Annotated in this window: 33 protein-coding genes and 1 tRNA gene; 5 read left to right on the top strand and 29 right to left on the bottom strand. The window is 34.3% G+C overall.

Annotation, left to right across the window (positions count from 1 at the left end; translation table 11 throughout):
* Nucleotides 1-307: 307 nt before the first annotated feature.
* The 5 genes from ACFOZZ_RS07120 to ACFOZZ_RS07100 all read right to left on the bottom strand — a co-directional run bounded on the left by ACFOZZ_RS07120 (nt 308) and on the right by ACFOZZ_RS07100 (nt 2,822).
* On the bottom strand, nt 308-1,273 hold the full coding sequence (locus tag ACFOZZ_RS07120) for a dipeptidase (protein WP_055233655.1): 966 nt from the start codon (nt 1,271-1,273) through the stop codon (nt 308-310).
* Entirely contained in the window at nt 1,273-1,521 is a 249-nt protein-coding gene (locus ACFOZZ_RS07115) for a hypothetical protein (RefSeq protein WP_055233654.1), read from the bottom strand. Before ACFOZZ_RS07115 ends, ACFOZZ_RS07120 begins: the two co-directional genes overlap by 1 nt.
* A 6-nt stretch (nt 1,522-1,527) precedes the next feature.
* Nucleotides 1,528-2,307, bottom strand: a complete 780-nt coding sequence (locus tag ACFOZZ_RS07110) for an HAD family hydrolase (protein WP_055233653.1) — start codon at nt 2,305-2,307, stop codon at nt 1,528-1,530.
* Nucleotides 2,308-2,366: 59 nt separating this feature from the next.
* On the bottom strand, nt 2,367-2,636 hold the full coding sequence (locus ACFOZZ_RS07105) for an HPr family phosphocarrier protein (protein ID WP_055233652.1): 270 nt from the start codon (nt 2,634-2,636) through the stop codon (nt 2,367-2,369).
* A gap of 112 nt (nt 2,637-2,748) precedes the next feature.
* Nucleotides 2,749-2,822 (bottom strand) — tRNA-Trp (locus tag ACFOZZ_RS07100).
* A gap of 96 nt (nt 2,823-2,918) precedes the next feature.
* Here ACFOZZ_RS07100 and ACFOZZ_RS07095 point away from each other — a divergent pair.
* A complete protein-coding gene (locus ACFOZZ_RS07095; RefSeq protein WP_055234910.1) occupies nt 2,919-3,272 on the top strand; it encodes a hypothetical protein in 354 nt (117 codons plus the stop codon).
* Between the two features lie 37 nt (nt 3,273-3,309).
* Here ACFOZZ_RS07095 and ACFOZZ_RS07090 read toward each other — a convergent pair whose 3' ends face one another.
* Nucleotides 3,310-4,749 carry a glycoside hydrolase family 1 protein gene (locus ACFOZZ_RS07090; protein ID WP_376814958.1) on the bottom strand — a complete coding sequence of 480 codons (1,440 nt, stop codon included), beginning with the start codon at nt 4,747-4,749 and terminating at the stop codon, nt 3,310-3,312.
* A gap of 130 nt (nt 4,750-4,879) precedes the next feature.
* Here ACFOZZ_RS07090 and ACFOZZ_RS07085 point away from each other — a divergent pair, with 130 nt between their 5' ends.
* From ACFOZZ_RS07085 to ACFOZZ_RS07075, 3 genes are read left to right on the top strand one after another with little or no spacing between them, the layout of a single operon-like run.
* The gene (locus tag ACFOZZ_RS07085) at nt 4,880-5,266 is read left to right on the top strand and encodes a GntR family transcriptional regulator (RefSeq protein ID WP_055234906.1); all 387 of its coding nucleotides are present in this window, start codon (nt 4,880-4,882) and stop codon (nt 5,264-5,266) included.
* A complete protein-coding gene (locus ACFOZZ_RS07080) occupies nt 5,253-6,071 on the top strand; it encodes an ABC transporter ATP-binding protein (RefSeq protein WP_279067456.1) in 819 nt (272 codons plus the stop codon). The genes ACFOZZ_RS07085 and ACFOZZ_RS07080 overlap by 14 nt, the downstream gene beginning before the upstream one ends.
* Nucleotides 6,068-6,673: an ABC-2 transporter permease gene (locus ACFOZZ_RS07075; RefSeq protein ID WP_376814956.1), complete on the top strand. Its 606-nt coding sequence runs from the start codon at nt 6,068-6,070 to the stop codon at nt 6,671-6,673. The genes ACFOZZ_RS07080 and ACFOZZ_RS07075 overlap by 4 nt, the downstream gene beginning before the upstream one ends.
* Before the next feature lie 10 nt (nt 6,674-6,683).
* Here ACFOZZ_RS07075 and ACFOZZ_RS07070 read toward each other — a convergent pair whose 3' ends face one another.
* The 7 genes from ACFOZZ_RS07070 to ACFOZZ_RS07040 form a co-directional block, all read right to left on the bottom strand.
* Complete coding sequence (locus tag ACFOZZ_RS07070; protein WP_278779316.1) at nt 6,684-7,067, bottom strand: hypothetical protein; 384 nt, start codon at nt 7,065-7,067, stop codon at nt 6,684-6,686.
* Nucleotides 7,068-7,113: 46 nt separating this feature from the next.
* Nucleotides 7,114-8,013 (bottom strand): DMT family transporter, encoded by a 900-nt coding sequence (locus ACFOZZ_RS07065; protein ID WP_278779314.1) that lies wholly within the window; start codon nt 8,011-8,013, stop codon nt 7,114-7,116.
* 80 nt (nt 8,014-8,093) lie between these two features.
* The gene (eno, locus tag ACFOZZ_RS07060; RefSeq protein ID WP_278779312.1) at nt 8,094-9,389 is read right to left on the bottom strand and encodes a phosphopyruvate hydratase; all 1,296 of its coding nucleotides are present in this window, start codon (nt 9,387-9,389) and stop codon (nt 8,094-8,096) included.
* A 209-nt stretch (nt 9,390-9,598) separates the two neighbouring features.
* Nucleotides 9,599-9,997 carry a hypothetical protein gene (locus ACFOZZ_RS07055; RefSeq protein WP_376814955.1) on the bottom strand — a complete coding sequence of 133 codons (399 nt, stop codon included), beginning with the start codon at nt 9,995-9,997 and terminating at the stop codon, nt 9,599-9,601.
* 115 nt (nt 9,998-10,112) lie between these two features.
* Nucleotides 10,113-11,009: a LysR family transcriptional regulator gene (locus ACFOZZ_RS07050; RefSeq protein ID WP_022424431.1), complete on the bottom strand. Its 897-nt coding sequence runs from the start codon at nt 11,007-11,009 to the stop codon at nt 10,113-10,115.
* 24 nt (nt 11,010-11,033) lie between these two features.
* A complete protein-coding gene (locus tag ACFOZZ_RS07045; protein ID WP_055289653.1) occupies nt 11,034-11,417 on the bottom strand; it encodes a hypothetical protein in 384 nt (127 codons plus the stop codon).
* Complete coding sequence (locus ACFOZZ_RS07040; RefSeq protein ID WP_376814954.1) at nt 11,404-12,084, bottom strand: MBL fold metallo-hydrolase; 681 nt, start codon at nt 12,082-12,084, stop codon at nt 11,404-11,406. The genes ACFOZZ_RS07045 and ACFOZZ_RS07040 overlap by 14 nt, the downstream gene beginning before the upstream one ends.
* A gap of 83 nt (nt 12,085-12,167) precedes the next feature.
* On the opposite strand from ACFOZZ_RS07040, the gene crcB reads away from it, so the two are divergent.
* Nucleotides 12,168-12,530 carry a fluoride efflux transporter CrcB gene (gene crcB / locus ACFOZZ_RS07035; protein WP_055233253.1) on the top strand — a complete coding sequence of 121 codons (363 nt, stop codon included), beginning with the start codon at nt 12,168-12,170 and terminating at the stop codon, nt 12,528-12,530.
* Nucleotides 12,531-12,555: 25 nt separating this feature from the next.
* Here the strand turns inward: crcB and ACFOZZ_RS07030 are convergent, their stop codons facing one another.
* From ACFOZZ_RS07030 to ACFOZZ_RS06955, 16 genes are all read right to left on the bottom strand, one after another.
* Entirely contained in the window at nt 12,556-12,804 is a 249-nt protein-coding gene (locus ACFOZZ_RS07030) for a TIGR03905 family TSCPD domain-containing protein (protein WP_040389980.1), read from the bottom strand.
* Between the two features lie 18 nt (nt 12,805-12,822).
* Nucleotides 12,823-14,166, bottom strand: coding sequence for a magnesium transporter (gene mgtE, locus ACFOZZ_RS07025; RefSeq protein ID WP_279067610.1), 1,344 nt, complete (start codon nt 14,164-14,166; stop codon nt 12,823-12,825).
* A 106-nt stretch (nt 14,167-14,272) separates the two neighbouring features.
* Nucleotides 14,273-15,562: a galactokinase gene (locus ACFOZZ_RS07020; RefSeq protein WP_278779300.1), complete on the bottom strand. Its 1,290-nt coding sequence runs from the start codon at nt 15,560-15,562 to the stop codon at nt 14,273-14,275.
* An 82-nt stretch (nt 15,563-15,644) separates the two neighbouring features.
* Nucleotides 15,645-16,808, bottom strand: a complete 1,164-nt coding sequence (locus tag ACFOZZ_RS07015; RefSeq protein ID WP_055233256.1) for a cation diffusion facilitator family transporter — start codon at nt 16,806-16,808, stop codon at nt 15,645-15,647.
* Between the two features lie 44 nt (nt 16,809-16,852).
* Entirely contained in the window at nt 16,853-17,209 is a 357-nt protein-coding gene (locus ACFOZZ_RS07010) for a hypothetical protein (RefSeq protein ID WP_055233257.1), read from the bottom strand.
* A gap of 36 nt (nt 17,210-17,245) precedes the next feature.
* Nucleotides 17,246-18,034, bottom strand: coding sequence for a histidinol-phosphatase HisJ family protein (locus ACFOZZ_RS07005; protein ID WP_278860337.1), 789 nt, complete (start codon nt 18,032-18,034; stop codon nt 17,246-17,248).
* Nucleotides 18,027-19,496 (bottom strand): UDP-N-acetylmuramoyl-L-alanyl-D-glutamate--2,6-diaminopimelate ligase, encoded by a 1,470-nt coding sequence (locus ACFOZZ_RS07000; protein WP_055233259.1) that lies wholly within the window; start codon nt 19,494-19,496, stop codon nt 18,027-18,029. Before ACFOZZ_RS07000 ends, ACFOZZ_RS07005 begins: the two co-directional genes overlap by 8 nt.
* Nucleotides 19,497-19,540: 44 nt before the next feature.
* Entirely contained in the window at nt 19,541-20,182 is a 642-nt protein-coding gene (gene hisIE / locus ACFOZZ_RS06995) for a bifunctional phosphoribosyl-AMP cyclohydrolase/phosphoribosyl-ATP diphosphatase HisIE (RefSeq protein ID WP_006506050.1), read from the bottom strand.
* On the bottom strand, nt 20,182-20,949 hold the full coding sequence (gene hisF / locus ACFOZZ_RS06990) for an imidazole glycerol phosphate synthase subunit HisF (RefSeq protein ID WP_022425665.1): 768 nt from the start codon (nt 20,947-20,949) through the stop codon (nt 20,182-20,184). Before hisF ends, hisIE begins: the two co-directional genes overlap by 1 nt.
* Nucleotides 20,939-21,658 (bottom strand): 1-(5-phosphoribosyl)-5-[(5-phosphoribosylamino)methylideneamino]imidazole-4-carboxamide isomerase, encoded by a 720-nt coding sequence (hisA, locus tag ACFOZZ_RS06985; RefSeq protein ID WP_376814953.1) that lies wholly within the window; start codon nt 21,656-21,658, stop codon nt 20,939-20,941. Before hisA ends, hisF begins: the two co-directional genes overlap by 11 nt.
* Nucleotides 21,655-22,260 (bottom strand): imidazole glycerol phosphate synthase subunit HisH, encoded by a 606-nt coding sequence (hisH, locus tag ACFOZZ_RS06980; protein ID WP_376814952.1) that lies wholly within the window; start codon nt 22,258-22,260, stop codon nt 21,655-21,657. Before hisH ends, hisA begins: the two co-directional genes overlap by 4 nt.
* A gap of 1 nt (nt 22,261) precedes the next feature.
* Entirely contained in the window at nt 22,262-22,849 is a 588-nt protein-coding gene (hisB, locus tag ACFOZZ_RS06975) for an imidazoleglycerol-phosphate dehydratase HisB (RefSeq protein ID WP_022425668.1), read from the bottom strand.
* A 3-nt stretch (nt 22,850-22,852) separates the two neighbouring features.
* Nucleotides 22,853-24,148, bottom strand: coding sequence for a histidinol dehydrogenase (hisD, locus tag ACFOZZ_RS06970; protein WP_278598007.1), 1,296 nt, complete (start codon nt 24,146-24,148; stop codon nt 22,853-22,855).
* Between the two features lies 1 nt (nt 24,149).
* Nucleotides 24,150-24,773 carry an ATP phosphoribosyltransferase gene (gene hisG / locus ACFOZZ_RS06965; RefSeq protein ID WP_055233264.1) on the bottom strand — a complete coding sequence of 208 codons (624 nt, stop codon included), beginning with the start codon at nt 24,771-24,773 and terminating at the stop codon, nt 24,150-24,152.
* Nucleotides 24,766-25,728, bottom strand: coding sequence for an ATP phosphoribosyltransferase regulatory subunit (locus ACFOZZ_RS06960; protein WP_329967445.1), 963 nt, complete (start codon nt 25,726-25,728; stop codon nt 24,766-24,768). The genes hisG and ACFOZZ_RS06960 overlap by 8 nt, the downstream gene beginning before the upstream one ends.
* Nucleotides 25,729-26,193: 465 nt before the next feature.
* On the bottom strand, nt 26,194-26,694 hold the full coding sequence (locus ACFOZZ_RS06955; RefSeq protein WP_376814957.1) for a transposase: 501 nt from the start codon (nt 26,692-26,694) through the stop codon (nt 26,194-26,196).
* Between the last annotated feature and the right edge of the window lie 108 nt (nt 26,695-26,802).

Below are 26,802 nucleotides of genomic sequence, written 5' to 3'. Positions count from 1 at the left end.
CTAAATTATTCAAACTTGTTTTTAAGTTCGTCTTTTTTTATACGTTTTGATTGATTTTTGTTTCACACTTTCTCTCCTTCATGTTATTTATGTATATTATTATATAATATTTTCAGAATTAAAAAAAGAAAGACATGTGCACTATTTTACATAAATATTAACTGTATTCATATTACGTTCACAATTCTCCATTATATTGATATACGTAGTTCACGGATACTCCCAAGTGACTACATAACTTCTCCCCCAAAAAGTTATTAAAAGAAAAATGACAGGCTTCCCCATCATATACGGCCTGTCATTTTTTCTATTTCAAGACTTCTCTATAAACGCGTAATACGTTTTTATAAAAGACTTTTTCAATTTCTTCAGTTGTCAATCCTGCGTCTCTCAATGCCTTTTCTAATCGAGGTAAATAAGACGCATTTTTCATTTCTAGATTTTGTGAAATACCATCAAAATCAGAACCTAAGCCAATACAATCAATACCTGCTAAGTCCTTGATATAAAGAATATGCTTCACCATATCTTCAATGCGTGACTTTTCCGCATTCTCACCTAAGAAACCAGCAGCATAGTTAAGCCCCATAACACCACCACGATGTGCAAGTTTTAAAATCATATCATCACTCATATTACGAGCATGAGGACATACAGCTCGTGCATTAGAATGAGATGCCACAAAAGGCTTCTTGACAACATCTAACACATCATAGAAACATCTATCTGACATATGAGACACATCAATAATCATACCGAGATCTTCCATCTCTTTAATATAGGCTTTTCCTGCATCAGTGAGACCATGAACATCATCATATGTATGATAACCATATGTATCATCATTCATATCAAAGTTAGGATATGTGAGTCCATTGACATGGTTCCAGCTTAAGGCCACCATACGTACACCTAAACGATAATAGTTTCTTAAATAAGACAAATCTTCATGAATAACTGCCCCTTCTTCAATAGTAAGCAGCGCACTCATAACACCATTATGTGTATTCTCCATGATTTCATCATAAGTTGTAACTGGCTGGATCTTGTCCTTATTCTTTCTCATTTCTTGATAGAAATAATCAATACATTTCATCACATGATCGACTGGATCAGCTGTTTTCTTTAGTTCAGTAAAGATTGCGAAGTTCTGTAAAAGATAATCTCCTTCTTCCATCTTTTTTAAATCAATATTTAAATTATTTTCACTTAATGAGAGGTGATTCTTTTCCATCTCATAAAGTGTATCACAATGCATATCTACTACTTTCATTACTCTACCTCAAATGGGATATCTAAAGTCTTATAGGCTTCTGTTTTATCCTGTGTTTCCTTAAGCCATTCAATGGCTTTTTTTAATTCTTCAGGATCTTCTTCTACAATACCCCCTACTGCAACCTGTACAATATCATAAATAGACTGCCATAAATCATCAAAACTATGTGAATCCTGATCAGCCATTTCACTATCTACATACACATCTAAATCTCTACCTGTTTCATATGCTTCTTTTAATGTCATTTTCCTCTACTCCTTTATATATCCAAAATGAATACAAGCTTTATAAATACCATCATCATCAATGTCTGCAGTTACATAATCTGCTTCCGCTTTAGTCATTGCATCACCATTACCCATACAAATTGATGTTGAGGCATGCTTCATCATTTCTATATCATTCTGTGAATCACCAAAACATACATAATGATCACTACCCAATACCTTTCCTAATTCCATAATACCTGTTGCTTTAGATACACCTGCAATGGCAACATCCGCAAAGCAGGATAAGCCTGGCAATACAGAAATACCTTCTAAATCAAGAAATGGTTTATAGTCCCACCCTTTAGGACCATAGATAATCATCATATCTACAAGATCTGTCCCGTTATACTTTTCTACAGGACCGATCTGGTTTCCAAAATAACGCTGTGTCTCTAAGACATACTCATCTGGTTCCTTTGTGATAATACGATGTTCCTTTTTTAAAGTGACTGCAAGATTCAATTCATCTGCTTTCGCAATTGTGCGAATAACATCCTCATTCTTAAAATGATGGACATTGATTACATTGCCTTTCCCATCTGTAATCAACTGACCGTTATTAAACACAAATCCATCCCAGTCGGCAATATCCTGTATACCAGTACGTAAGAAAGAGTCTCTTCCTCTTCCTGTTGAAACAACGATCGGATATCCTGCTTCCTTTAATTTCTTAAGTGCAAGAATCGTCGAATCATATACTATATGTTCATCTGTCGTGCCTCTAATAGTACCATCCACATCAAAACACATCATCGGTTTCATACCATCAACTCCTTACGCCTATTATACATAAAAAAGAAAAAGAATGCATCATGCATTCTTTATCCGATAATACCTAATTCTTTCATTTTTTCATGTACTGCTTCAATAGCTGTTTCTTCATCGTCTCCATCGGCAGTAATCACAATCTTTGCCTTTGTTGGAATACCTAATGAAAGAACACCCATCGTCGATTTAAGATTTACGGTTTTACCTGAATAAGTTAAGGTAAAGTCACTGTCGAAAGTCTTTGCGACTTCGATAAGATCCATTGCAGGTGTCGCATATAAGCCTACTGGATCTGTTACGATACATGCTAAAGTTTTTGCCATAAATTGTAACCCCTTTCATAACTATATTATACCACAATGACAGGGGTATTAAATAAATAAACATAAAATTAAATAAAAAAAAACGAACAAATTAATGTTCGTTGTTTACAGATGGCAGGGGCTACAGGAATCGAACCCGTATCAACGGTTTTGGAGACCGATGTTCTACCATTGGACCAAGCCCCTAAGTTAGACTGCTTGTTTATATTACCATACCAATTTCTAAAAAGCAATAGTAAAATGCATAAGAAAATGATATTATTGTATAAGTGAGGTGAGTCTATGTTTTTTAAACGTAAAGAAGCAGTACAAACACTAGAAATCAATCATGCTTATGAAGAATTTCAAAATAATATGAATATTATTCTACTATGTGTAGATGATGATTTAAAGTTTGATGTCAGACATCCAGTTGATGCACAATGTTATCCTGCAAGATTAATTGATCAGCATGCAAAAAAAGATCTTGATCCTACTGCAATATATTATGTTTATGCCCTTGCAGCTGGGACTGCACATGAAGGTGCAAGAAAATTAGTCAAAGCTGGATTTAAAGTCTGTGATTTAGGATCTCTTGTAGATTTCAAAGGACCTGAAGAAGGTAATTCAGTCAAACAAAAAAGACATAAACATTAAAGAAGGACTATAAAATTCATAGTCCTTCTTTTTCATATTATTTTAAATCTTCCCCATTTGTTTTGATGACCTTCTGATACCAGTAGAATGATTCTTTTCTACGTCTAGAGAAGTCACCTGTCCCATCATCATATCTTTCTACAAAGATGAAACCATAACGTTTAGCCATTTCACCAGTAGAAGCTGATACTAAGTCAATACATCCCCAAGGAGTATAACCTCTTAAATCAACACCATCTAATACTGCTTCATGCATCTGTTCAATATGACTTCTTAAGTAATCAATACGATAGTCATCACGTACTTTACCATCTTCATCAATCTTGTCATATGCACCTAAGCCATTTTCTACGACAAAGATTGGTTTCTGATAACGATCCCAGATTTCATTTAATGAATATCTTAAACCGATTGGGTCAATCTGCCAACCCCAGTCACTTGCTTTAAGATATGGGTTTGGTACACCACCTAGGATATTACCTGAACCTGCTTCTTTACTCTTATCTGCTGTCTGACAATTAGACATATAATAAGAACATGTATAGAAATCAACTGGACCAGCCTTTAAGATATCTTCATCGCCTTCTTCCATAACGATGTTGATATTATTTTCTTTAAAGTATCTCTTAATATAGTTTGGATAAGCACCACGGCACTGTACGTCTGAACAGAACCAGTTCATTAAATGATTCTTTTCCTGGTTCACAATCTGATCATGCGGATCACATGTCAAACCATAGCTAGTGGCCATAATCTGCATACATCCTACCTGATAGTTAGGATCAATTTCATGAGCCATTTTAACTGCAAGTGCACTTGCCACAAACTGATGATGTAATCCCTGGAAACGATTCTGAGGATTATCTACCTGTTCCATGAAATTCATTGTCTTGATTTCATTTAAAATACCCTGTGATAAGAAACCACCCATTGGTGTAGTCGCTGAGTTGATTTCATTGAAAGTCAACCAGTATTTTACCTTACCTTTATATCTAGTAAAAATTGCTTTACAGAAGTTTAAGTAACAGTCAATCATACGACGATCCGCCCAGGCATTCCATTTCTTAGTTAAGTTAAATGGTACTTCATAATGGGAAATAGTAATTAATGGTTCAATATTATATTTACGACATTCATCAATTAATTCTTCATAGAACTTTAAACCTGCTTCATTAGGTGTTTCTTCATCTCCATTAGGGAAGATTCTAGTCCATGCAATTGAGAAACGATACATCTTGAATCCCATTTCTGCAAATAATGCGATATCTTCTTTAAAACGATGATAATGATCAATCGCATCATGTGAAGGATAAAAAGTACCTTCTTCTAATACTGGTGTAATGCGTTTACTTACTGTTGCTGTTCCTCCAGTACATACGTCAGGACAGGAAATACCTTTTCCACCTTCCTGCCATCCACCTTCTAGCTGGTTGGCCGCAGTTGCGCCACCCCAATAAAAGTCTTCTCTAAAACTCATCATTATGTCCTCCTTGTTTTCAAGAGTATACTATCAAATATTATAAGATTATGCTTATTATTTTCAAAATTTGAATTTTATATTGCACAGTGTTATATACTGTTATATACTGTTTATAGGAGGAAGAGATATGCATATTATCATTAATCATTCGTCAATGATTCCTATATATGAACAAATTGTAGAAGCCATTAAAGAAGCAATACTCTCTAATCAGTTATCTCCTAATGAAGCACTCCCTTCAGTACGTGCTTTATCTAAAGAATTAAAAATCAGTGCTTTAACTGTGAAGAAAGCCTATGATTTCTTGGAAAAAGAAGGCTATACAACAACTGTTCATGGAAAAGGAAGCTATGTATTAGAGGTTTCTCAAAATGAAGTAAAAGAAAATTGTTTAAAAGAAACAGAAGAACTATTATCTCGTGCAATAGAAAAAGGGAAATGTTCTGGTATTACTTATCAGGAAATGCAGGACATGTTATCTCTTGTTATGGAGGATATTTATGATTCACATTAATCATTTAAAAAAGAGTTATGGCTCATTTACTCTTGAGTGTAGTTTAAATATTCCTAAAGGTATTATTACTGGAATTATAGGAATGAATGGTGCTGGTAAAAGTACATTATTTAAAAGTATTCTTGGTATTAACCCTATTGATGAAGGAAACATACAGATACCTGATAAACAGGATATTGGTGTCGTATTAAGTGAAACAGGATTCAGTGAATTCTTTACTGTATCCGATATAATCAGTATTCTTAAATGTACTTATAAACGTTTTGACGACGATTTGTTTCATTCTTATTGTCAGCGTTTTAATATCCCTTTAGATAAGAAGGTTCGTACATTCTCTACAGGTATGAAAGCAAAACTCAATATCATTATTGCATTAACACATCATGCACAGTTACTGATCTTAGATGAACCAACTGCTGGACTTGATGTTCTTACTAGAGATGAAATACTTGATATACTGAGAGATTACATGGAACAGGAAGATTGTACTATTCTTATTTCTTCTCATATATCGAGTGATTTAGAATCATTATGTGATGATCTTTATGTAATTGATCATGGGCAGATCATCATGCATGAAGAAATGGATACACTTCTGTCTCAATATGGCGTGTTAAAGGTATCTAAAGAAGATTATGAAAACTTAGATAAAGATTATCTGCTGGAAGTAATGAAAGAACCATTTGGTTATTCCTGTCTTACAAATGAAAGACAGTTCTATAGTGAAAACTATCCTACAATTGTAATAGAACAGAATCATATTGATACTATGATTCCTGTTCTATTGAAAGGTGAACGCTTATGAAAGGACTACTCAAAAAAGATTTATTATTACTTAAATCTCAAATAAAGTATATTGTAATGATTGTTGTAATCTGTCTGATTATGGCTTATGCAAATTCTGGATTTGCGTATATTTCTAGTTATCTTACATTCATGGGAACAGGACTTGTCTTCAATTCATTTTCTTATGATATGTATCACAATGAGATGAGATATCTCTTTGCCCTGCCTTTCAGCAAGAAAGAGTACTGTTTAGAGAAATATATCTATGCACTCACTGTTACATTCATATCATGGCTCATTGCATTCCTTATAAGTTCCGCAGCTCATATTAACTTAGAAGCAGTGATTGTCCAGTTTGCCATGCTCTTTTCCGCATTCATATATATTTCTATCACGATTCCCGTAATGATGAAATACGGTCGTGAAAAGGCAACTATTATTGTCTTAATGTTGATGCTTGTTTTATTTCTTGCAGCCGCAAGTGGTGCAACTTCAGTAGGCATGTTGATGAGTCAAATTTCAGCATTCCTACTCATTGGAATATATGCCTTCATTGTACTCATTGTCTTAATCATCTCATATAGAAGTACAATCTCTATTCTTAACGATAAAGAACTATAAGAAAGAACCGCTAGATATTGTAGCGGTTCTGTTTGTTTATATATTGTCCAATCATTATTCCAAGCAATGATGGAAATACACCATATAATACAATTTCTGAACTTGGTGCAAGAATCTTTTCTATACCAGTTAATGATACATGAATAAAGCTAAGATAACAGCCAAGTAGCTCCATCATACCAAAGAATAATGTAAGTAAGTAAATAGCACGATGATCTGACTGACCATAGAGTACTGATATAATAAAAGCGGATGCAGGCAATACTAAATATAAAATAAACAATGACACTTCAATAATCTGTCCTGGATGTGTTCTTGACCAGGCAAATAATATATACAAAGACCAAATCATCATATAAATGAGAAATGGAATCCCCTTCTTTAACTTCTTCATAATAACCACTCCCTAATACTATTATATTACAAAATATATGTAATAGTTATGAATTTGATACTTGATCACTAGGAAGAGCTAATAAGAAGATTGTCACAAGAATCATCGCAAAACCAACAAGATCAATACCCTTAAACGATGTAGATAACCATACAAAGGCAAATAATGTAGCTGAAACAGGTTCAATGCTTGCAATCATACTTGCTTTGACTGGTCCAATATCTACAACTCCCTGTAAATACAATGTAAAGGCAACTGCTGTACCAATGACTATTATACCTATTGTCACAAGTACTCCAGCTAAGTCTAATGCAGGTACAAGAGTCCATGTCTTGCCTGCACATAATAGCACAATACCACCAAATAACATTCCAATACCTGTGACTGGTACACTACCATAGACTGCCATCAGACGCTTAGGATAGATAGAATATGCAGCAGCTGTAAAACCACAGAATATTCCCCAGAATAATCCTGTTGGAGTAAGTGCTAAGCCATTTAAACGACCATGTGTCGCAATCACAAAGGCACCACCTAAGGCTAAAACAATACATAACGCTTCAATCTTATTTGGTAATCTCTTCGATGTAAGACAAACGAAGATCATGATATAAATTGGTGAAAGATACTGTAATACTGTAGCCGTTCCCGCATTAGATGTATTAATAGCCTGTAAATAAGTAAACTGACACAACATTAAAACAAAACCAAAACCAAATGTTTTAAGCAAGTCTTTCTTTTGACTTACTAAACGTTTCATCGCTTCTTTTTGTGTCAATGCGCCAAATAGTGTAATCAATAATCCTGCAAAACACATACGCATAGATGTGAGCCACATAGGATTGGCTTGATAATGAGTAAATAAGAACTGTCCGCTTGCACCTGAAAATCCCCAGCATGTTCCACCAATTAAAGTGAGAAGTACTCCTCTTTTAAAATGTTTCATAATAATTCCCCCGAAAATATGTTCATATATCATAACACAAACGAATTAAAAGAGAAATAAAAAAGGCAGATTTCTCTGCCTTACTTATTGAACTTGAATGTCTTAATACCTGGATAAACTGCACTATCACCTAAAGCTTCTTCAATACGAAGTAACTGATTGTATTTAGCCACTCTTTCACTTCTACTAGGAGCACCCGTCTTGATTTGACCTGCATTGAGTGCAACAGCTAAATCCGCAATAGTTGTATCTTCTGTTTCGCCTGAACGATGAGATACGATGGCTGTCATGTTTGCGTTATGTGCCATCTTAATGGCTTCTAATGTTTCAGAAAGAGTACCAATCTGGTTTAACTTAATAAGGATAGAATTACCCGCTTTTAATTCAATACCCTTAGATAAACGTTTAGTATTAGTAACGAATAAATCGTCACCTACAAGCTGCACTTTATCTCCTAATTCCTGAGTCATAAGTGTCCAGCCTTCCCAGTCTTCTTCATCTAAACCATCTTCTAATGAATAGATTGGATACTTTTCAACTAAAGAATTCCAATGTGCAATTAACTCTGCAGATGTATAAGTCTTACCTGACTTAGGTAATTTATAGAAGCCTTTCTTATCAGTCTTCCATTCACTTGATGCAGCATCAATTCCAAGTACAAAGTCTTTACCTGGTTCATAGCCTGCATTCTTAACTGCTTCTAGAATAGTTTCAATTGTCTCTTCATCAGTTGATAAGTCTGGCGCAAATCCGCCTTCATCACCTACTGAAGTAGCGAGTCCCTTAGATTTTAATAATGACTGTAGTGCATGGAATACTTCAGTCGCCATTCTTAAAGCATCTTTAAAGCTATCAGCACCTACTGGCATGATCATGAATTCCTGTACATCTACAGTATTAGTTGCATGAGCACCACCATTTAAGATATTCATCATTGGGACAGGAAGCTTATTCGCATTCACACCACCAATGAAACGGTATAAAGAAATACCTTCACTCTTAGCAGCAGCCTGAGCAGCCGCTAAAGAAACAGCTAAAATCGCATTGGCACCAAAGTTAGATTTATCTTCTGTACCATCTGCTTCAATCATTAGTTTATCAACATGATATGTATCTCTTGCATCTGCACCAATGACTGCTTTCGCAATTTCATTATTCACATGTTCGACTGCCTTAGAAACACCTTTACCACCAAACTTCTTAGGATCGTTATCTCTTAGTTCTAATGCTTCAAATTCACCTGTAGAAGCACCACTAGGGCTTGCAGCACGTCCTACTGTACCATCCGCAAGTGTCACTTCTGCTTCTACTGTAGGATTCCCACGAGAATCAATAATTTCACGTCCATATACTTTCTCAATTAGATATTTATTCATTGTTTACCTCCAAGTTAGACCTCTCTAACCACGGTTACTCTAGCATAACTATAGTTATTAAACAAGTAAAGTGACCAGAAAAATTGATTTAATATATTTATTGCATTTACCCTATATGTATGATAATTTCTAGTTAGTTACTACTAACTAGTAACTAAAAAAACATATCCTTACAATCCTTAAGAAAAGAGTGGCCACGGCCACTCTTTTTACTTGATATTTAATTGTTGTGAGAGACGATGTGATGCTTGCATCACTCTTATCATTGGTAGATCATGATTAACTGGAGAATCTACACCAAAGTAGACCTTCATAACCATAACCGCAAAGGCATTGGCATCGATAACATATTCAAGATCATGAGGTTGTTTCATATTTGTATAATCCTGATAATAACGTCTTAATTCTATAAATAACGCAAATAAGGATTTTTGATTTTCCTTCTTGAAAGCATCGATATCAACATATAAGCATCCTTGATTTCCTGATATATATTTCACTAAATGATAGTTCTGACCTTCTGGCATTTCATAACTAACATCAACGCGAGGGACATCCTGAAGACTACAACCAAAAGAGATCAGTTTCTCTAAATAACGTTTCAACATGAGTCTTACCTCCTTCAACATCACACTTGTGATGTTGGTAGTATTTTACACCAAAAATTAAAAAAAGCAAGAATATCACTAGTAATATTTAAGTAGTAAAATCAAGAGATCATCATTATATATGCTTTTTTAGTGCCTCCATATAGGCTTCTCCATAACGTGAAAGTATCATATTCTTTTGTGTAATAGTGCCTACTTTCATAATTTCATCCACTAATAAAGGAACAGAAATAATTGTTTCCCCATTCAATTCTTTAGAGATAATACCAGTAGATACTGTATAACCATTTAAACCTATCAATAAGTTAAAGAGTGTCGCACGGTCTCTTACCTTAATGTTTCTCTTTCTATCCAATGTACTTAATACTTCTTCTGAGAAATAGAAAGAATTATATTCTCCCTGTTCAAAAGAAAGATAGGGATAATCTTCTAAGTCTTTAAGAGTTAATGTCTTCTTATAAGCAAGAGGATGGTGATAAGAAATAAAGACATGAGGTTTTGCGACAAATAGTTCTTTAAATTCTAAGTTATTCTGTCTGATCATCTTCATGATGACTTCTTCATTCTTAGGGCATGTATAAAGAACACCTATTTCACTTTTCATAGTAGAAACATCTTCGATAATTTCATGTGTCTCTGTTTCTCTTAATGTAAAATCATATTGGTTAACACCAAACTGTCTAATAACATCTACAAAGGCATTAACTGCAAATGAATAATGTTGGCAGGATACACTAAAATGAGGACTTTGGTGTTTATCATTCATATAGCGTTCTTCAAGTAGATCAGCTTGATCCAATACCTGTCTAGCATAACTTAAGAATGTTTCTCCTTCTCTAGATACAATAACACCTTTATTGGTACGTCTAAATATTGTGATATGCATTTCGCTTTCTAATTCTTTAATCGCATTTGTAAGAGAAGGCTGTGAGATAAATAGTCTTTTAGCCGCCTGAGTAATGCTTCCTGTCTGTGCTACCATGACGACATAACGTAATTGATTGAGTGTCATGATTTTCCTCCTTTTCCTGGGAAATTATTTTGTTTTGAGTGTCAGTTCTGCAATCTTTGTCTGACCATCCTGTAAATAGAGTGGTAATGTACGTGACGATGATGTGATAGAATCCTTGTCTGTTTTCTTTAAATAACCTTTAATCCCTTCTTCACTTTCTGCAAGAATGAGATCAGGAACACTACCTACATAGTCTGATAAATCAGGACCATAAGTCTGCCCTGATTCATTTTTAGGATAGCCCTTTTCAATGATTTCCTGGCTATCAGGAATAATCAAATGATTATTAATATAGGCAATCTCAAAGCGAGACATCTCATTTGATATATTTTTCTGAAAATAGAGAACACCACATATAGAAATTATAAAAAAGAGGGGAATAACCCAAAGTATTTTATATTTTGACATCCATAATTTCTCCTTCTTGTGTAAATGCAAGAACCTGTTCTTTATGACCATGTTCTTCTATAAATCTTTCAATGACATCATATTTATTCCAACAATGCATCGGGACAATATAACGCGTATGACATACTTTTAAGAAGTCTGTAACACCTTCATGATAATTATCTTCTAGACGAGGATCTAAAGGAATAAAGGCTACATCTATATCAAAGTCCTTCATCTTTTCTAGTTCTGTATGATAAAGGTTCTTCTGCCAATCAAGCCACTCTTTATCTTCCCCAACCCAATCCCAGTTATTGAGATCTCCTGCATGATAAAGAGTATAACCATCTACTTGTACCATAAACGCAATACCTTCATCATTTGATAAATAAGTACTTACTTCTATATTAGAATCATAATAAACAATATCATCCTTTAAATAAGAAATAGAATCATCTTCTATTTTCTCTATATCACTAGATAGTAAATAATGAACATCTTTGTATTCATTCTTTAAGTCAAAAATCTTCTTAGAATAATGATCACCATGTCTATGACTTGCAAAGACATAAAGTTTCTTACCAACAGGCACTTTTGGAATAGTCCCTGTATAATAATCAAATAACAAGCATGTACGATCTGTTTCTATAAAGAAACTGCTATGAGTTATATAAGTAATTTTCAACATAATACCACCTCTATTTTTGTATTATAACACCTTTGATTCTCTCTTCCATCTATTTTATAATACATGAAAAAGGAGGAAAGTCTATGACAGCATGTTTATATGTCGGTATGGGTGGTTTTATAGGTTCAGTACTACGTTATTTATTCGGTTTGATTCCTTTAAAGACAACACATGGATTTCCATTACTGACTTTATTTATTAATATTCTCGGTGCATTCTTAATAGGTTTTATTAGCACAATAGCTTTAAAGAAGTCTATGAATCCCCACTTAGTTTTACTACTTAAAACAGGATTATGTGGGGGATTTACTACCTTCTCTACATTTACGTTAGAATCCTTTACTTTACATAAGAATGGCAATACAACTCTTGCAATAATTTATATAGTTCTAAGTATAGTACTTGGACTAAGTGCAGTCATTCTAGGTGATTATTGTGCACACTAAAAGGCAGATTTCTCTGCCTTTTTAATTATTTGATTGCTTCTTTTAATGCATGTGCAAACTGATCTGCACAAGATGTATTTTTCATACCACAAGTATTGCCTTCTAGAATAGCTACGATTTCTTCTGCTTCTTTACCTTCTACAAGTTTACCAATGGCTTTTAAGTTACCATTACATCCTCTAGTAAATACAACGTTATGAATTGTGTGACCTTCTAAGTCAAAATCAATAGCAGTTGCACAAGTTCCTTTAGTCTTATAAGTAAAATGTTCCATAACCATATCCTCCATCTCTTATATTAACAAAGGAAGGAATAATGTGGCAAGACCTAAAAAGAAGAAAAAGCCCATACAGTCTGTCACCGTTGTGACAAATACACCTGATGCAAGTGCTGGATCGATATTTAAACGTTTTAAGATAACTGGTACTAAATAACCCGCAATATTAGCTGCAAGCATATTTAAGATCATAGCCAAACCTGCGACTAAACCAAACCATGGGTTACTAGCAAACCACCAGGCACCAAATGCGACAATAATACCAATCACAATACCTGATAATAAGCCAACTGTAATTTCTTTACAGAAAATCTGGAAGGCATTGTCTTTATCCACTTCACCCAAAGATAAACCACGACATAAGATAGTAAGTGATTGTGTACCTGCATTACCACCCATTCCAGTAACAATGGACATAACTGAAGATAAAGAGACAACTTTCGCAATAGTAGATTCAAAATTAGCAACAACTGCAGCAGCCATAACAGCTGTAAATAAGTTGACAATAAGCCAAGGAATACGGCTTTTTGCGGATTCTAATACCGTAGAATCTACACGTTCTTCACCACTCATACCAGCCATTAAGTTGATATCTTCTGTTGTTTCTTCTTCCATGACATCCATAACATCATCAATTTCAATCACACCAAGCATATGATACTCTGAATCTACAACTGGCATCATATAGAAGCCATATTTCATAAACTTCTTAGCCACTTCTTCCTGGTCCATATTAATATCTACTGTTTTTACATTAGGATTCACAATATCCATGATTGGTGTATCGAAAGGAGAAGATACAATATCTCTTAATGAAATAACACCTTTTAATACCTTTTCTTTATCTAAAACATATAAGTAATAGGTTGTATCTTCTTCAACCTGAGTCTGTAAGAACTCCAATGTCTTTAATACTGTATTATTCGCTTTAATAGAAATGAATTCTGTTGTCATGATACCACCAGCAGTGCTTGGATCATATTTCAACAGGCTCTCAATATGTGTCTTATCCTCTATGTCTAATTTAGATAATACATCTGCACGTTCTTCTGGATCATCTAGTTCACCAATCAAATCGGCTAATTCATCATCACTCATCTCATCTAGGATAGCACTCTGACGATCTTTAAGGAATGTTTTAAGGATTTCATACTGTTCATCTTCATCCTCTTCTTCCTCAATAACATCCGCAATAATATCATTTGGAAGTTTAGAAAGAATATTATTTAACTGACTATGATGATCCTGTAATACATCAAGAATATCCGCGGGGTGAATATCGTCTATCGCTTCCTGAATCTGTTCTGAAGTCCCATTTATTAAGAGACTAGTAAGATGTTCTTTTGTCATCTTATCCATGTTATTCACCCTCCTTGTATATATAAAAGCCCTTTGCCATTTTATCATTTTTTATGTTAAATCTAAAGCCTTATGATGTAAAAACTAGTACAAAAAAAGTCATCGTTTAGATGACTTTCATAGCGCCCTGCTGTCTGATATGAGTGACATAACAACAATGTTTACCCATATACTTTTCTATTTCATTCTTATACTTTCTTGCATAATCATTTTCAACAAATACCTGGATAGTCCCTTCAAAACCAGGGCCATGTACTCTTACTACACCCTTATCTTTTAGAATCTTTTCACTCATACAGATTGCGAGAGAAATGTTCTGATGAGAAGGATCTTTTGAAGAATAAACATTCTGTAAATATTCAAATGAACTATTACCAGAACGCTTCACCTGGATCTTAAATTCATTAAAGTTACCATCTCTTAGTGCCTTTAATTCTTTATTCACACGCTTTTCTTCACTATAGAAATGCATTGCACGTAAGATAGCTCTATCTGAACATACTTTACGCATTGGAATAATATGATCATAGAATTCATTTTCATCTACTTCTCTTAAGAATTCTTTACCAAAATATTTGGCTACTGATCTCATTTCTTCAATAATGGCACGATATTCTTTCGTTAAGTTAGCTGGTACATCTTTAGTATCTACAATACATAAAGAATGATTGAACTGTTCAAACTTGATCATCTGTTTCTTAATAAGTGGTTTCCTAGGATCCTTGAAATCAATCTTAATTAAGCCACCAATCGCACAAGCTGCCTGGTCCATTAAACCACATGGCTTACCAAAATAGATATTTTCAGCATACTGTGCAATCTGTGCAATAATTAATGAGTTAATTGAACCACTATTGTATAAACCATTAAGAATAGTGGCAAGAAGAACTTCTATTGCAGCACTTGATGACATACCTGAATAAAGTGGTACTTCACTTGTAATATAAGCTTTAAAACCGCCTACTTCATAACCTAGTTTCTGGAACTGAGACACAATACCTTTAATTAAAGATTCAGTTGTACCCTGTTCATCAAAAGCTAACCTTAATCCTGTTTTACTAATTGTAATAGGGCGAATATCTGGGAATCCTTCAGACACAAGTCTTACAACATTGTCATCTGTAGGTGTTACAACCGCAATAATATCACGGTTTACAGCACATGCAAGCATCTTACCATGCTGATGATCTGTATGCATACCACAGATTTCACTACGTCCTGGTGCACTATAGATTTCTACTTCTTCATCACCATATAATTCAATGAATTTTTTCAAAGCAGCGACATAACGATTTTTCTGCTTTGTAAGTCTGGCATCTTCTGTATAAAGATCCTTGATCAGAGCTTTGTATTCCCCTTTGTTAAATCCTGTAATAATCTTACTTGCTTTTTTCACTTAAATCACCTCGAATATATATATGAAATTATTGTTAATTATCTATTAAGATTTTAACATTTCTTACTATGGTTGTACACTTCTAGACAAATGAATATTCGAAATTAATCACACAATAGTATGTTGTATTCATTTCTTTGACCTTAGAAGTAATTAATTTATTAAGTTCCTTCTTACTATATTTATCATCCTTCATTAATACATCAAAGACAAGATTAGTATGTGTAGGACCTCTCACTATTCTAAAGTCATGGATAGAAAGTGATGAATCAATAGATTCTACAATACTAGTCATTTTATCTCTTAATTCATTTGTGAGTGTATCATGGATATCAATAGGATCCATATGAATTGTAGTAAGGATATGAAATTTCTCCATCATTGCACGTTCAATATTATCTATTTCATCATGCGTTGTCATCATATCTATAGAAGCATCTACTTCACAATGAACAGTTAAATAACGACGTCCTGGGCCATAATCATGCATCATCAAGTCATGAACACCCATAACACAGTCATAACTCATCAAATAGTCTTCTATTTCTTTAATTGTTTCTGGTTCTGGTTTAATACCAAGAAGTGGATCAATGGTTGATTTTGCGATAGAGATGCCAGAAATGACAACAACAACAGAGACTGCCGCACCAATGAGACTATCCACTGGTAGATCAGTAACTAAAGAAGCTACTAGAGCCACAATAGTGGCAGAAGTTGCCATGACATCATTCATACTATCCTGGGCAGCTGCTTCTAATGCGGTTGAGTTGATTTCTTTACCTGCTTTACGATTAAAGTAACCCATCCATATCTTAACGAATACTGAGAATATCAAAGCAATAAGTGCAGGAACACTGAACTTGACTGCTTCTGGATTAAAGAGTTTTAAGACTGCATCCTTTAAACTCATTAAACCAACTAAAATAATTAAAAAAGATATACCTAAACCTGTAATATATTCAAAACGTCCATGACCATATGGATGTTCTGCATCAGGATGCTTATTGGCTAGCTTAAAGCCAAAGAAAGTCGCAATGTTACTTCCTGCATCAGATAAGTTGTTGTAACCATCTGCAACAATAGAAACAGAATGAACTAATGTTCCAAAAATAAGTTTAAACACTACAAGTATAATATTACATACTATAGAAATAATAGAACAGACTGTTCCATATTGTTCCCTTACATGTGCATCTTCTGTATTCTTATAATCACGTACAAATGTCTTTATTAATAAATGATACATAAATATTCCCCCTTAACTATTAAAAAAGAGAAAGGAACCTTTCTCTAAAAAATTGAAACAATTTTTCTAACGTAAACGTTTCTTCCCTCACGTCTTACAAGTTCTAATTCATCCATCTCATCAAGATAGCCTTTAATCTTTGCGGCATTGACTTTCTTATTCGCAATCTTAACTAACATCTCAATAATTGCAGGAGAATCATCTTTTACATAGGCATTATTATCCTGATCATAATGTGGTTTATTCAATAATGTATTTAATACAGCCACATAAGCCCATTTGACTTCTAGTCTTATAAGATTATACTGCATCCCATTAAATAATTCACCAGGAATGTAGTATTGATCATTTTTTTCGCCATTTAGTTCTTCTACATCATCTTTTGTAAGTATTTCTATCATCTTTATCTCTCCCATCTCGCCTATTATAACATAGACTTAATTATCTTTCACTCTTTTTGTGAATGTAGTTACATCTTCAAAACCAATATCATGATAATGTTTTAAAACATCTTCTACATGTTCTCCTACACGATCACTTGTATGAGAATCAGTACCCACTGTAATTATTGTACCACCCAGTTCTTTATAACGCTTCACAATATCAAAATTAGGGAAACCGCATGTCTTATTTAATGCATATCCTGATGTATTGACTTCAATACCCTTACCCTTTTGAATAAGTGTCTTTAAGATTTCATCAATAATATCCTGATACAACTCATGTTCTACATGTTTATCCTCATACGGACCATAACGCATAATATAGTCTAAATGACCTAAACAGTTGAAACAGTCAAATGTCTGTACACATTTTAATGTTTCTTCAAAGAATTCTCTATGTGCTTCTTCTTTTGTTTTACCCTTGAAGAATTCTCCATAATAGAATTCTGTATGATGAATAACATGAATAGAACCAATAACATAATCAAAAGGACATTGTGCTACAAAAGTGTTGATTTCATCAATATGATCCATGTCTAATCCAACTTCTACACCAATCTTAATAGTAATACGATCTACATATTCATTCTTCAAGGCACTCAGTTCCATGAAATAAGCATCTGTATCGAGATCAAATGTATCAATAGGATAATCAAAATCACGGTGATCAGTAAAACATATTTCATCTAATCCCATTCTAATTGCCTGTTCAATATGTTCACGAGGACTTGCTTCACTATCCCCACTAAAATGTGTATGCATATGATAATCAATCTTACGCATTAAGTCCACGCTCCTTCTTATATTCCTCTAATACTTCTGTTTCAGAGAAATGGCGTGTCACTTCATCTTCACCTATCATATAAGTTTCATGACCTTTACCAAGTAATAAGACAACATCACCTTTACAAGCCATATCTAATGCATGATAGATGGCTTCTTTACGATCAGGAATAATCGTATATTCACCATGATACTTATCAATACCCACTACGATGTCCTTGCAGATATCTACAATCTTTTCTCCTCTTGGGTTATCTGCAGTCAAGATAGAATAACCACCATGCTTTGCAACTACTTCACCAGATTCATATCTTCTTGTTTTAGAACGTTTTCCTCCACTGCCATAAACTACAATTAACTTATTAGGATTGTATTGTTCTACAGTAGAAATAATACTTTCAAAAGAAACACCATTATGCGCATAATCGATTAATACGCTATAATCAGGTGAGACATGCATGACTTGTCCTCTACCTAATACATGAACCTGTGGTAATGTATTTTGTATATCCTTTGTAGGGACATCAATTAAATAACAGATCATAATAGCGACTAATGCATTATAAGCATTGAACTTACCTGGCATAGAAGCTTTAAAAGAGGCATTAATTAATCCCTTTGTATCAAAGGTAATACCTAATTCACCATTCTCATTATAAAGTTCAATATGGAGAGCTTTAAGGTCACTGTCTTTTTCAATACTGTATGTTAATACCTTGCAAGGAACATCCTTTGTGAACTCTTCAAAATGTTCATCATCCTTATTAAATAAACCAACCTGACAGAAATCAAATAAATGTTTCTTACATGCCATATATTCTGCAAAATCCTTATGTTCATTAGGTCCAATATGATCAGGTGAAATATTTGTAAAGACACCATAATCAAATTCAATACCAGCGACACGATTCATCTTTAAAGCCTGACTTGATACTTCCATGACACAATATTCACAATCATGTTCTACCATCTTTCTCATGATACGCTGTAATTCATAAGATTCTGGTGTTGTATTGGCTGTAGGTTCATGGATATCTCCAATAAAAGTACCATTTGTCCCAATAATACCAACTTTCTTACCTGCATGTTCTAGAATAGACTTGATCATTAATGAAGAACTCGTCTTACCCTTAGTCCCTGTAATACCAACAACCTTTAATTCTTTACTAGGATAATTAAAATAAGAACAAGATAATAAAGCCAACGCAATACGCGTATCCTTGACTCTAATATAAGTCATCCCCTCTTTCAAAGGGACATCCTGAGAAATCACAATCGCATGGGCTCCCTTTTCAATCACCTGATCAATAAAATCATGTGCATTAAAAGCAGCACCAACCATACAGACAAATAAGCTGCCTTCTTCTACCTTACGCGAATCATAGACTAATGTTGTAATATCTACATCTTTATTCCCAATGATTTCATATTCAAAACCATTTAATAACTCTTCTAATTTCATAAAAACACCTCTCTTAAATGATTATAACAAAAAAAAAGAGAGAATTAAATCTCTCCTCTTGTATGGAATACTTTTTTGTTGCCTGTCACTTTATGTCTTTCCTTTAATTTATCTAAAACATCATCTACAGTTAAACCATAGGCATTCATTAAGACTAGTACATGATAATATAAATCACCGATTTCACCAATTAAATCTTCTTTAGATGTATTCTTAGCTGCAATAACTGTTTCAGTAGCTTCTTCTCCAACCTTCTTGCAGATCTTATCAATACCTTCATTTAATAAGTAGTTTGTATAAGATTTTTCTACTGGATGTACTTTTCTATCTTCAATAAGATCATAAAGTTCATGCGCAAAATCACTATTGTCATAAGGAATCACTTCATTAAAGAAGCAAGAATAAGAACCTGTATGACAAGCAGCACCAACCTGTTCTACATAAATAACGATTGTATCTAAATCACAATCCAAATAAAGACCTTTAATATGCTGGAAATGTCCTGATTCTTCCCCTTTATGCCATAGCTTATTTCTAGAACGTGAATAGAACCAAGTATCTCCTGTTTCCAACATCTTTTCATATGCTTCTTCATTCACATAAGCAAGCATTAATACCTGTTTAGTCTTGACATCCTGTACAACAGCAGGTACAAGACCATTCATTTTCTCAAAATCTGGTTTCATTACTTATTTCTCCTTACTGGAATACCTGCCTGTGCGCAGGATTCCTTAACTTCATCCACTGTGGCTTCACCAAAGTGGAATAAACTTGCAGCTAATGCAGCATCGCAGTCTGTTTCTTTAAAGACATCTACGATATCTTCTTTACCCCCACAGCCACCACTTGCGATAACTGGAATATTGACTGCTGCCACTACTGCCTTCAACATATCAATATCAAATCCATCTCTTGTTCCATCCGCATCCATACTTGTAAGAAGTATTTCACCCGCACCAAGAGATTCACATTTCTTAACCCATTCTATTAAATCGAGTCCAGTATTTGTACGTCCACCTGCGACATAGACATCCCATCCAGAATGGTCTTCTCGTGCTTTCGCATCTACTGCCACAACAACACATTGAACACCAAACTCATCACTGGCTTCCTTAATAATATTTGGATTCTTTACGGCAGCTGAGTTAACAGATACCTTATCTGCACCTGCTGCAAGAATCATACGAAAGTCTTCGACAGTACGAATACCGCCGCCCACACATAGTGGAATAGAAAGTTCATCAGCCCCTCTTTGGATAAGGTCCTTGATGATGTCTCTATTTTCATAAGTGGCAGTAATGTCTAGAAAGACAACTTCATCTGCACTTTGACGGTCATATTCTTTTGCTAGTTCAATTGGGTCACCAACATCCTTCAGGCCAACGAAATTAACACCTTTTACAACCTTCCCATCTTTAATATCTAGACAGGGAATAATTCTTTTAGCCAGCATTTTCAATGACCTCCTTTAGATTAATACGCCCTTCATAATATGCCTTACCTACAATACAAGCATAATAATCACGTTTATTGACTTCATAGACATCTTCATCATCTTTTACACCACCAGAGACTACAAAGTTAATCTTAGAATTAGCATGTATTTCTTCATAAAGAGGGAAAGAAGGACCTGTGAGAGTACCATCCTTAGAGATGTCCGTACATACTATATATTTCACACCTCTCTCTTCTAGTTGATGAATAAATGTCAGATAATCTACATCACTTGTTTCAAGCCAGCCGGCAATACTGACCTTTCTATCTCTTACATCTACCCCTACGACTATTCTTTCTGGTCCATACTTTTTTAATGCTTCATCAAGAAAAGCAGGATTCTTAATTGCAGCCGTACCAAGAATCACACGATCTACCCCAATCTCATCTAAATACATAGAGACTGTATCCATATCACGAATACCTCCTCCTAATTCCATGGGAATAGAAATAGCAGCACGTATTCTTTTAATTGTTTCTTTATTAGTTGCATGGGCATCTTTTGCACCATCTAGATCGACTACATGGAGATACTTTGCACCCATCTTCTCAAATCCTGCTGCTAATTCTTCAGGATGTGATGAATAAACAACTTTCTTATTGTAATCACCCTTATAAAGACGGACTGCTTCTCCATCTTTTAAATCAATGGCTGGAATAACTATCATAACACCAACTCCTTAAAGGCACGTAAGATTTTCTTACCAATCTCTCCACTCTTTTCAGGGTGGAACTGCGTACCCATGACATTATCTTTATATACAAAAGCAATAATCTTCTTACCACCATAATTCACATAAGCTCCAATCTGATTTTCTGGACAATGAGCACTATATGAATGTACAAAGTAGACATAATCGCCTTCTTCTACATACTTTAATAAAGGATGAGACTGTTTAATAACTAACTGGTTCCATCCCATATGTGGAAGTTTTGCATCGACTTCCATCTTATCGACAGAACCTTTTAAGAATCCTAATCCTTTTGTATATCCATTCTCACTGCCTTCTTCAAATAAAAGCTGCATCCCAATACAAATACCAAGTATTGGTGTTCCCTTGTCCTTCACTTCATTAAGTACAGGCACAAGATGACATGCTTCTAAATTACTCATAGCTGCAGGAAATGCGCCAACACCTGGAAGAATAATGCCATCCGCCTGACGAATAACTTCAGGATCATTTGTGACAACTACATCCATACCCTGTCTTTTACAGGCATTTGTGACTGACCCAAGATTTCCTACATGATAATCAATAATCGCAATCATTTTATAACACTCCTTTACTTGATACTACCTGCCCAATGTGGGCTTCATCAATTGTGACAGCCTCCTTGATGGCACGTGCCATAGATTTAAATATTGCCTCTATAATATGATGTGTATTCTTACCATAATGTTCATTAATATGTAAAGTCATGAAGCAGTTATAGGCAAATGCTCGGAAGAATTCTTCTGTCATTTCTACTTCATAATTACCTAGATGAATATTATCTAGTTCTACATTAAAAACTAAATAAGGACGTCCACTGAAATCTAAGTCAGTCGTCACAAGTGCTTCATCCATAGGGATAGTAAAATGACCATAACGGGTAATACCACGCTTATCACCTAAAGCTTTATTGAAGCACTGTCCTAAAACAATCCCTAAGTCTTCTACAGTATGATGAGAATCAACCTGTAGATCACCCTTACATCTCACCTTTAAATCAAAATTACCATGGAAAGCAAGAAGCTCAAGCATATGGTCCATGAACCCTACACCTGTATCCACATCTGCTTCTCCTTTACCATCAATATTTAAAGAAACATATACATATGTCTCTTTTGTCTGTCTTTCTATTTCTGCCTGTCGCATAAATTAATCCTCAAAACGTACCTTGATGCTATTAGCATGTGCATCTAAACCTTCTAGATGTGCAAACTTCATAATATCATCTTTGAATGTACCAAGTACTGCCTGTGGATAATAGCTGAAAGCAGAATGCTTTATGAAATCATAAACACCTAAAGCACTATAGAACTTAGCAGTACCACCTGTTGGTAATACATGGTTTGTACCACTCATATAGTCACCTAATGGTTCTGGTGTATATTCGCCTAAGAATATAGAACCAGCGTTCTTGATATTTGGTAATTGTTCTAGTGGGTTATCTACTAATACTTCTAAATGTTCAGGTGCAATCTTGTTAGATAAGTTAATGCCTTCCTTGATACTATCTACAATAACAGCACCACCATAGTTGTCTAATGAAGACTTGATGATGTCTTTACGAGGTAAATCTTCTACCTGTCTAACTAATTCTTCATCTACATTCTTTACTAATTCTTTTGAAGTTGTAATAAGAATCGCACTGGCAAGCTTATCATGTTCAGCCTGGCTCATTAAGTCAGCTGCGATATATTTAGGATTTGCATTCTCATCAGCAACAATAAGAATTTCACTAGGTCCGGCAATCATATCAATATCAACGACTCCATAACATAACTTCTTGGCAGTTGCAACAAAGATATTACCTGGACCTACAATCTTATCTGCCTTCGTAATTGTATCTGTTCCATAAGCAGCAGCGGCAACACCCTGTGCCCCACCACATTTATAAATCTTAGTGATACCAGCCACATAGGCAGCAGCTAAAATAACATCAGAGACCTTACCATCCTTCTTTACTGGTGTAATAATATAAAGATCTTCTACACCCGCAAGCTTTGCAGGTACAGCATTCATCATAACAGTAGAAGGATAAGTAGCAGTTCCACCTGGTACATATAAAGCCACTGTTGCGATTGGACGCACTAATTGTCCCATGACAACACCATTATCCTTATACATAGTCCATGATTTTTCAATCTGGTTCTTATGATATTCAGTGATCTGATCCTTTGTGCGTTCTAGAATCTTCATGAATTCAGGACCTACCTTAGTAATAGCATCCATGATTTCCTGTTTAGAAACGATGAAATCATCCTTTCTAGAGACATGGAAACCATCAAACTTAGCACAGTATTCCTTTAATGCATCATCCCCATTTTCACGTACATTATTAATGATCTCACTGACTGCCTTATTGACTTCTTCAGATATTTCAGTTTTTCTTGTATGAAGTTTATTTTCTAGTTCTTCATAGTTTCCTTTATAAATCAATTCTTTTAACACTTTAATGATCCCCCTTCTTTAGTGCATCCACTAGTTTGAATATTTCATCCTTCTTATATTTTAAAGCCACTTTATTCACAACCATTCTTGTAGAAATATCTGAAATCTTTTCAATCACTTCAAGACCATTGGCCTTAAGTGTAGATCCTGTTTCTACAATATCTACAATCGCATCAGATAAACCAACTACGGGTCCCAACTCTACAGAACCTTCCAGTTTAATAATTTCTACATCCTCCTGTTTAGATGCGAAGTATTCTTTTGCGGTCTTTGTATATTTAGAAGTAATACGTTTACGACGATTAAATGTCTTTGTGCGGTATTCTGGATAAGCCGCTAACGCAAAATAACATTTACCAATCTCTAAATCTAATAACTCATAATAATCATCAAAATCAGATTCATCCAAAGTATCCTTACCGACAAATCCAACATCCACAATACCGTGTTCTAGGAAAGTCAATACATCATTTGCTTTCGCAAAGATCATTGAAATACCATCCTTTGTCTCTATTAATAACTCACGGTCTTTATTAAAAATAGGATCCATATCAAAGCCCTGCTGCTGTAATAACTTACATACCTGCTTTTCTATTCTTCCTTTAGTAATCGCAATCTTAATCATTGGCTTCATTCTCCTTTCCTATTGCATCCAATACATTATTCAAATGATATGAGAATCCAATAGAAGGTACGTTCTTATAGAAATGATCAAACAAATGATCATAACGTCCTCCCTGGAGAATTGGATGGGCACTATAATAAGAGAATCCCTTCATCATAATACCTGTATAATAACTTCTCTCAGGTACCATACATAAATCAAAGATAATATTCTCTTTATGCTTAGAGAACTCATACAATGATTCCATCTCTTCAATAGCCTCTAGAAGTTCATCATCCTTCACAATCTCTTTCACTTCTCTTAAACACTTAATATCCCCAAAAGCACTAGGAAGAATTAATAAGAGTTTGTTTAAATCTTCATCAAAATCACGTGCTTCTACTAAATGTTTCATATCAGAACTTTTCTTTTTCTTTAAGATATCAGTGAGAGAACGATCCATTACAAGAGCCATTAAACGCTTATAGAACTTTGCAGAACCAAGTTCTAGTTTTAAATCACTTAAACCAATATTCTGCATTGTTTCTTCAATAAGTGATAAGCATTCCTGATCTCCCTCACGTCCTGGAAGACCAAACAACTCAATACCACCCTGAAACAATTCAGAACTTCTACCTTTATGTCGTGCCTGGGTACGATATACCTTACCAAAATAACTATAACGTCTTACTTCATCTGTATGAGCGTTACTATAAATACGTGCAATAGGTACAGTAAAGTCAGTTCTTAAAGTGATACGCTTTCCTTCATGGTTAATGAACTGAAACATTGTTTCTTCATTTGTCCCAAAACCACTTAACAAGTCTGCATATTCAAATGTAGGTAATAATAGTTCCTGGTAGTCATGTGCATTGAATGTCCTTCTTAAATGACCTTCAATTGTACGCATTAAAGAAGCATCCATTCTAGTTGCATCATTACTTTCTTCAGGAATCAGATATTTAAATTCTTCCAAAGTTATGTCCCCCTTATATATAAAAAGGAACAGGTCCAATGACCTGTTCCCTTATGTCATTGTTTCGTGTCCGTTTTTTTGAGTTGTATGTCAAAACGGGCTGTATCTAATTGATATAACCCTAACTAGAACCACGATGGTGATGGTGTAAATTGTTGAAAAAAATTGTGTTTTTCATAAATAATCACCTCAGTTTTTAATATACTACCACATTTTATTTATAAAAAAAAGTATTTTAGTAAAGTTTTATATATAGTTATTGATAAATCATTTGCCTATTTACTGTAAAAAAAAACACCCTTAGGGGCAATGTCATTAAGTTAATAATGCTAGAATTTAAGTCAGATGATATATCAGCAGATATATTATTCTGACTTTTATTTTATTGCAGCCAAAAAAGTATCGTTTTCACGATTTTTTAAAAAATATTCTATTTCATCGCAAAAAGGTTTATAATTTATCCGACTAGTCAAATCTGTAGTTAAAATATATGAACGACTTTCGTTTGATGTTTCTATTATGAGATCTACCGGGGCGAATTGGTAAGATTTCATTAGCTATCAGATTCTCTAAAGATGGATTTTTTCCATCTTTTTTGTTTAGAAAACTTCTTACTAAATGACAGGCTCTAGTGAAATTAATCTGATAAATATATTTCTTGTTTCTTTTTTTAATCTTTATCTTCCTTATAAGTCTCTGTATCAGATTATAAAGAGTAAGACTTATATAAATCTCCTGCTTTATATATTTTCTCTTCTTTGCGTGATGTGAATTCAAACCTATTGCATACTTTACATGTCTGAAAGAAGTCTCTATACCCCAGCGTTTATTATATAGTTCCTTGATGTCTTCAGATGAGAATTCAGTCCTATCAAGATTAGTAATTATACATTCATATGTATCTTCAGTGATTTTGAATCGAACTATCCTGCAATTAAACTCATACCAGGGATCTTCTCTAGACATATAGTCAAATCGCATATTAGTAGGACATACTTTATATGGCTGAGGGCATGCTTTTATCATTGATGTACATTTCAGAGTAAGCATTCTAAACACGTCAATATCAAACTC

Origin of the sequence: Catenibacterium sp. GCM10023432, from assembly GCF_042651925.1 — a bacterium.
GTDB lineage: Bacteria > Bacillota_I > Bacilli_A > Erysipelotrichales > Coprobacillaceae > Catenibacterium > Catenibacterium mitsuoka.
This window is presented reverse-complemented; position numbering and strand designations above follow the sequence as displayed.

Bases quoted from the DNA above. Each gene is read 5' to 3' on its own strand.
- hisB (WP_022425668.1), bottom strand. From the start codon at position 22,849: ATGCGACAGGCAGAAATAGAAAGACAGACAAAAGAGACATATGTATAT.
- ACFOZZ_RS06955 (WP_376814957.1), bottom strand. From the start codon at position 26,694: ATGTCTAGAGAAGATCCCTGGTATGAGTTTAATTGCAGGATAGTTCGA.
- ACFOZZ_RS07120 (WP_055233655.1), bottom strand. From the start codon at position 1,273: ATGAAAGTAGTAGATATGCATTGTGATACACTTTATGAGATGGAAAAG.
- ACFOZZ_RS07050 (WP_022424431.1), bottom strand. From the start codon at position 11,009: ATGACACTCAATCAATTACGTTATGTCGTCATGGTAGCACAGACAGGA.
- hisG (WP_055233264.1), bottom strand. From the start codon at position 24,773: ATGATTAAGATTGCGATTACTAAAGGAAGAATAGAAAAGCAGGTATGT.
- ACFOZZ_RS07000 (WP_055233259.1), bottom strand. From the start codon at position 19,496: ATGAAATTAGAAGAGTTATTAAATGGTTTTGAATATGAAATCATTGGG.
- ACFOZZ_RS07055 (WP_376814955.1), bottom strand. From the start codon at position 9,997: ATGTTGAAACGTTATTTAGAGAAACTGATCTCTTTTGGTTGTAGTCTT.
- hisF (WP_022425665.1), bottom strand. From the start codon at position 20,949: ATGCTGGCTAAAAGAATTATTCCCTGTCTAGATATTAAAGATGGGAAG.
- ACFOZZ_RS07070 (WP_278779316.1), bottom strand. From the start codon at position 7,067: ATGAAGAAGTTAAAGAAGGGGATTCCATTTCTCATTTATATGATGATT.
- hisIE (WP_006506050.1), bottom strand. From the start codon at position 20,182: ATGAAACCAGATTTTGAGAAAATGAATGGTCTTGTACCTGCTGTTGTA.
- ACFOZZ_RS07105 (WP_055233652.1), bottom strand. From the start codon at position 2,636: ATGGCAAAAACTTTAGCATGTATCGTAACAGATCCAGTAGGCTTATAT.
- hisH (WP_376814952.1), bottom strand. From the start codon at position 22,260: ATGATTGCGATTATTGATTATCATGTAGGAAATCTTGGGTCAGTCACA.
- ACFOZZ_RS07115 (WP_055233654.1), bottom strand. From the start codon at position 1,521: ATGACATTAAAAGAAGCATATGAAACAGGTAGAGATTTAGATGTGTAT.
- mgtE (WP_279067610.1), bottom strand. From the start codon at position 14,166: ATGGATAAGATGACAAAAGAACATCTTACTAGTCTCTTAATAAATGGG.
- ACFOZZ_RS07040 (WP_376814954.1), bottom strand. From the start codon at position 12,084: ATGTTGAAAATTACTTATATAACTCATAGCAGTTTCTTTATAGAAACA.
- ACFOZZ_RS07080 (WP_279067456.1), top strand. From the start codon at position 5,253: ATGATTCACATTAATCATTTAAAAAAGAGTTATGGCTCATTTACTCTT.
- ACFOZZ_RS07075 (WP_376814956.1), top strand. From the start codon at position 6,068: ATGAAAGGACTACTCAAAAAAGATTTATTATTACTTAAATCTCAAATA.
- ACFOZZ_RS07030 (WP_040389980.1), bottom strand. From the start codon at position 12,804: ATGGAACATTTTACTTATAAGACTAAAGGAACTTGTGCAACTGCTATT.
- ACFOZZ_RS07110 (WP_055233653.1), bottom strand. From the start codon at position 2,307: ATGAAACCGATGATGTGTTTTGATGTGGATGGTACTATTAGAGGCACG.
- crcB (WP_055233253.1), top strand. From the start codon at position 12,168: ATGACAGCATGTTTATATGTCGGTATGGGTGGTTTTATAGGTTCAGTA.
- ACFOZZ_RS07090 (WP_376814958.1), bottom strand. From the start codon at position 4,749: ATGAGTTTTAGAGAAGACTTTTATTGGGGTGGCGCAACTGCGGCCAAC.
- ACFOZZ_RS07085 (WP_055234906.1), top strand. From the start codon at position 4,880: ATGCATATTATCATTAATCATTCGTCAATGATTCCTATATATGAACAA.
- ACFOZZ_RS07065 (WP_278779314.1), bottom strand. From the start codon at position 8,013: ATGAAACATTTTAAAAGAGGAGTACTTCTCACTTTAATTGGTGGAACA.
- ACFOZZ_RS07095 (WP_055234910.1), top strand. From the start codon at position 2,919: ATGTTTTTTAAACGTAAAGAAGCAGTACAAACACTAGAAATCAATCAT.
- ACFOZZ_RS07005 (WP_278860337.1), bottom strand. From the start codon at position 18,034: ATGCGTAAGATTGATTATCATATGCATACACATTTTAGTGGGGATAGT.
- ACFOZZ_RS07015 (WP_055233256.1), bottom strand. From the start codon at position 16,808: ATGTATCATTTATTAATAAAGACATTTGTACGTGATTATAAGAATACA.
- eno (WP_278779312.1), bottom strand. From the start codon at position 9,389: ATGAATAAATATCTAATTGAGAAAGTATATGGACGTGAAATTATTGAT.
- ACFOZZ_RS07010 (WP_055233257.1), bottom strand. From the start codon at position 17,209: ATGATAGAAATACTTACAAAAGATGATGTAGAAGAACTAAATGGCGAA.
- ACFOZZ_RS07045 (WP_055289653.1), bottom strand. From the start codon at position 11,417: ATGTCAAAATATAAAATACTTTGGGTTATTCCCCTCTTTTTTATAATT.
- hisA (WP_376814953.1), bottom strand. From the start codon at position 21,658: ATGATAGTTATTCCAGCCATTGATTTAAAAGATGGAGAAGCAGTCCGT.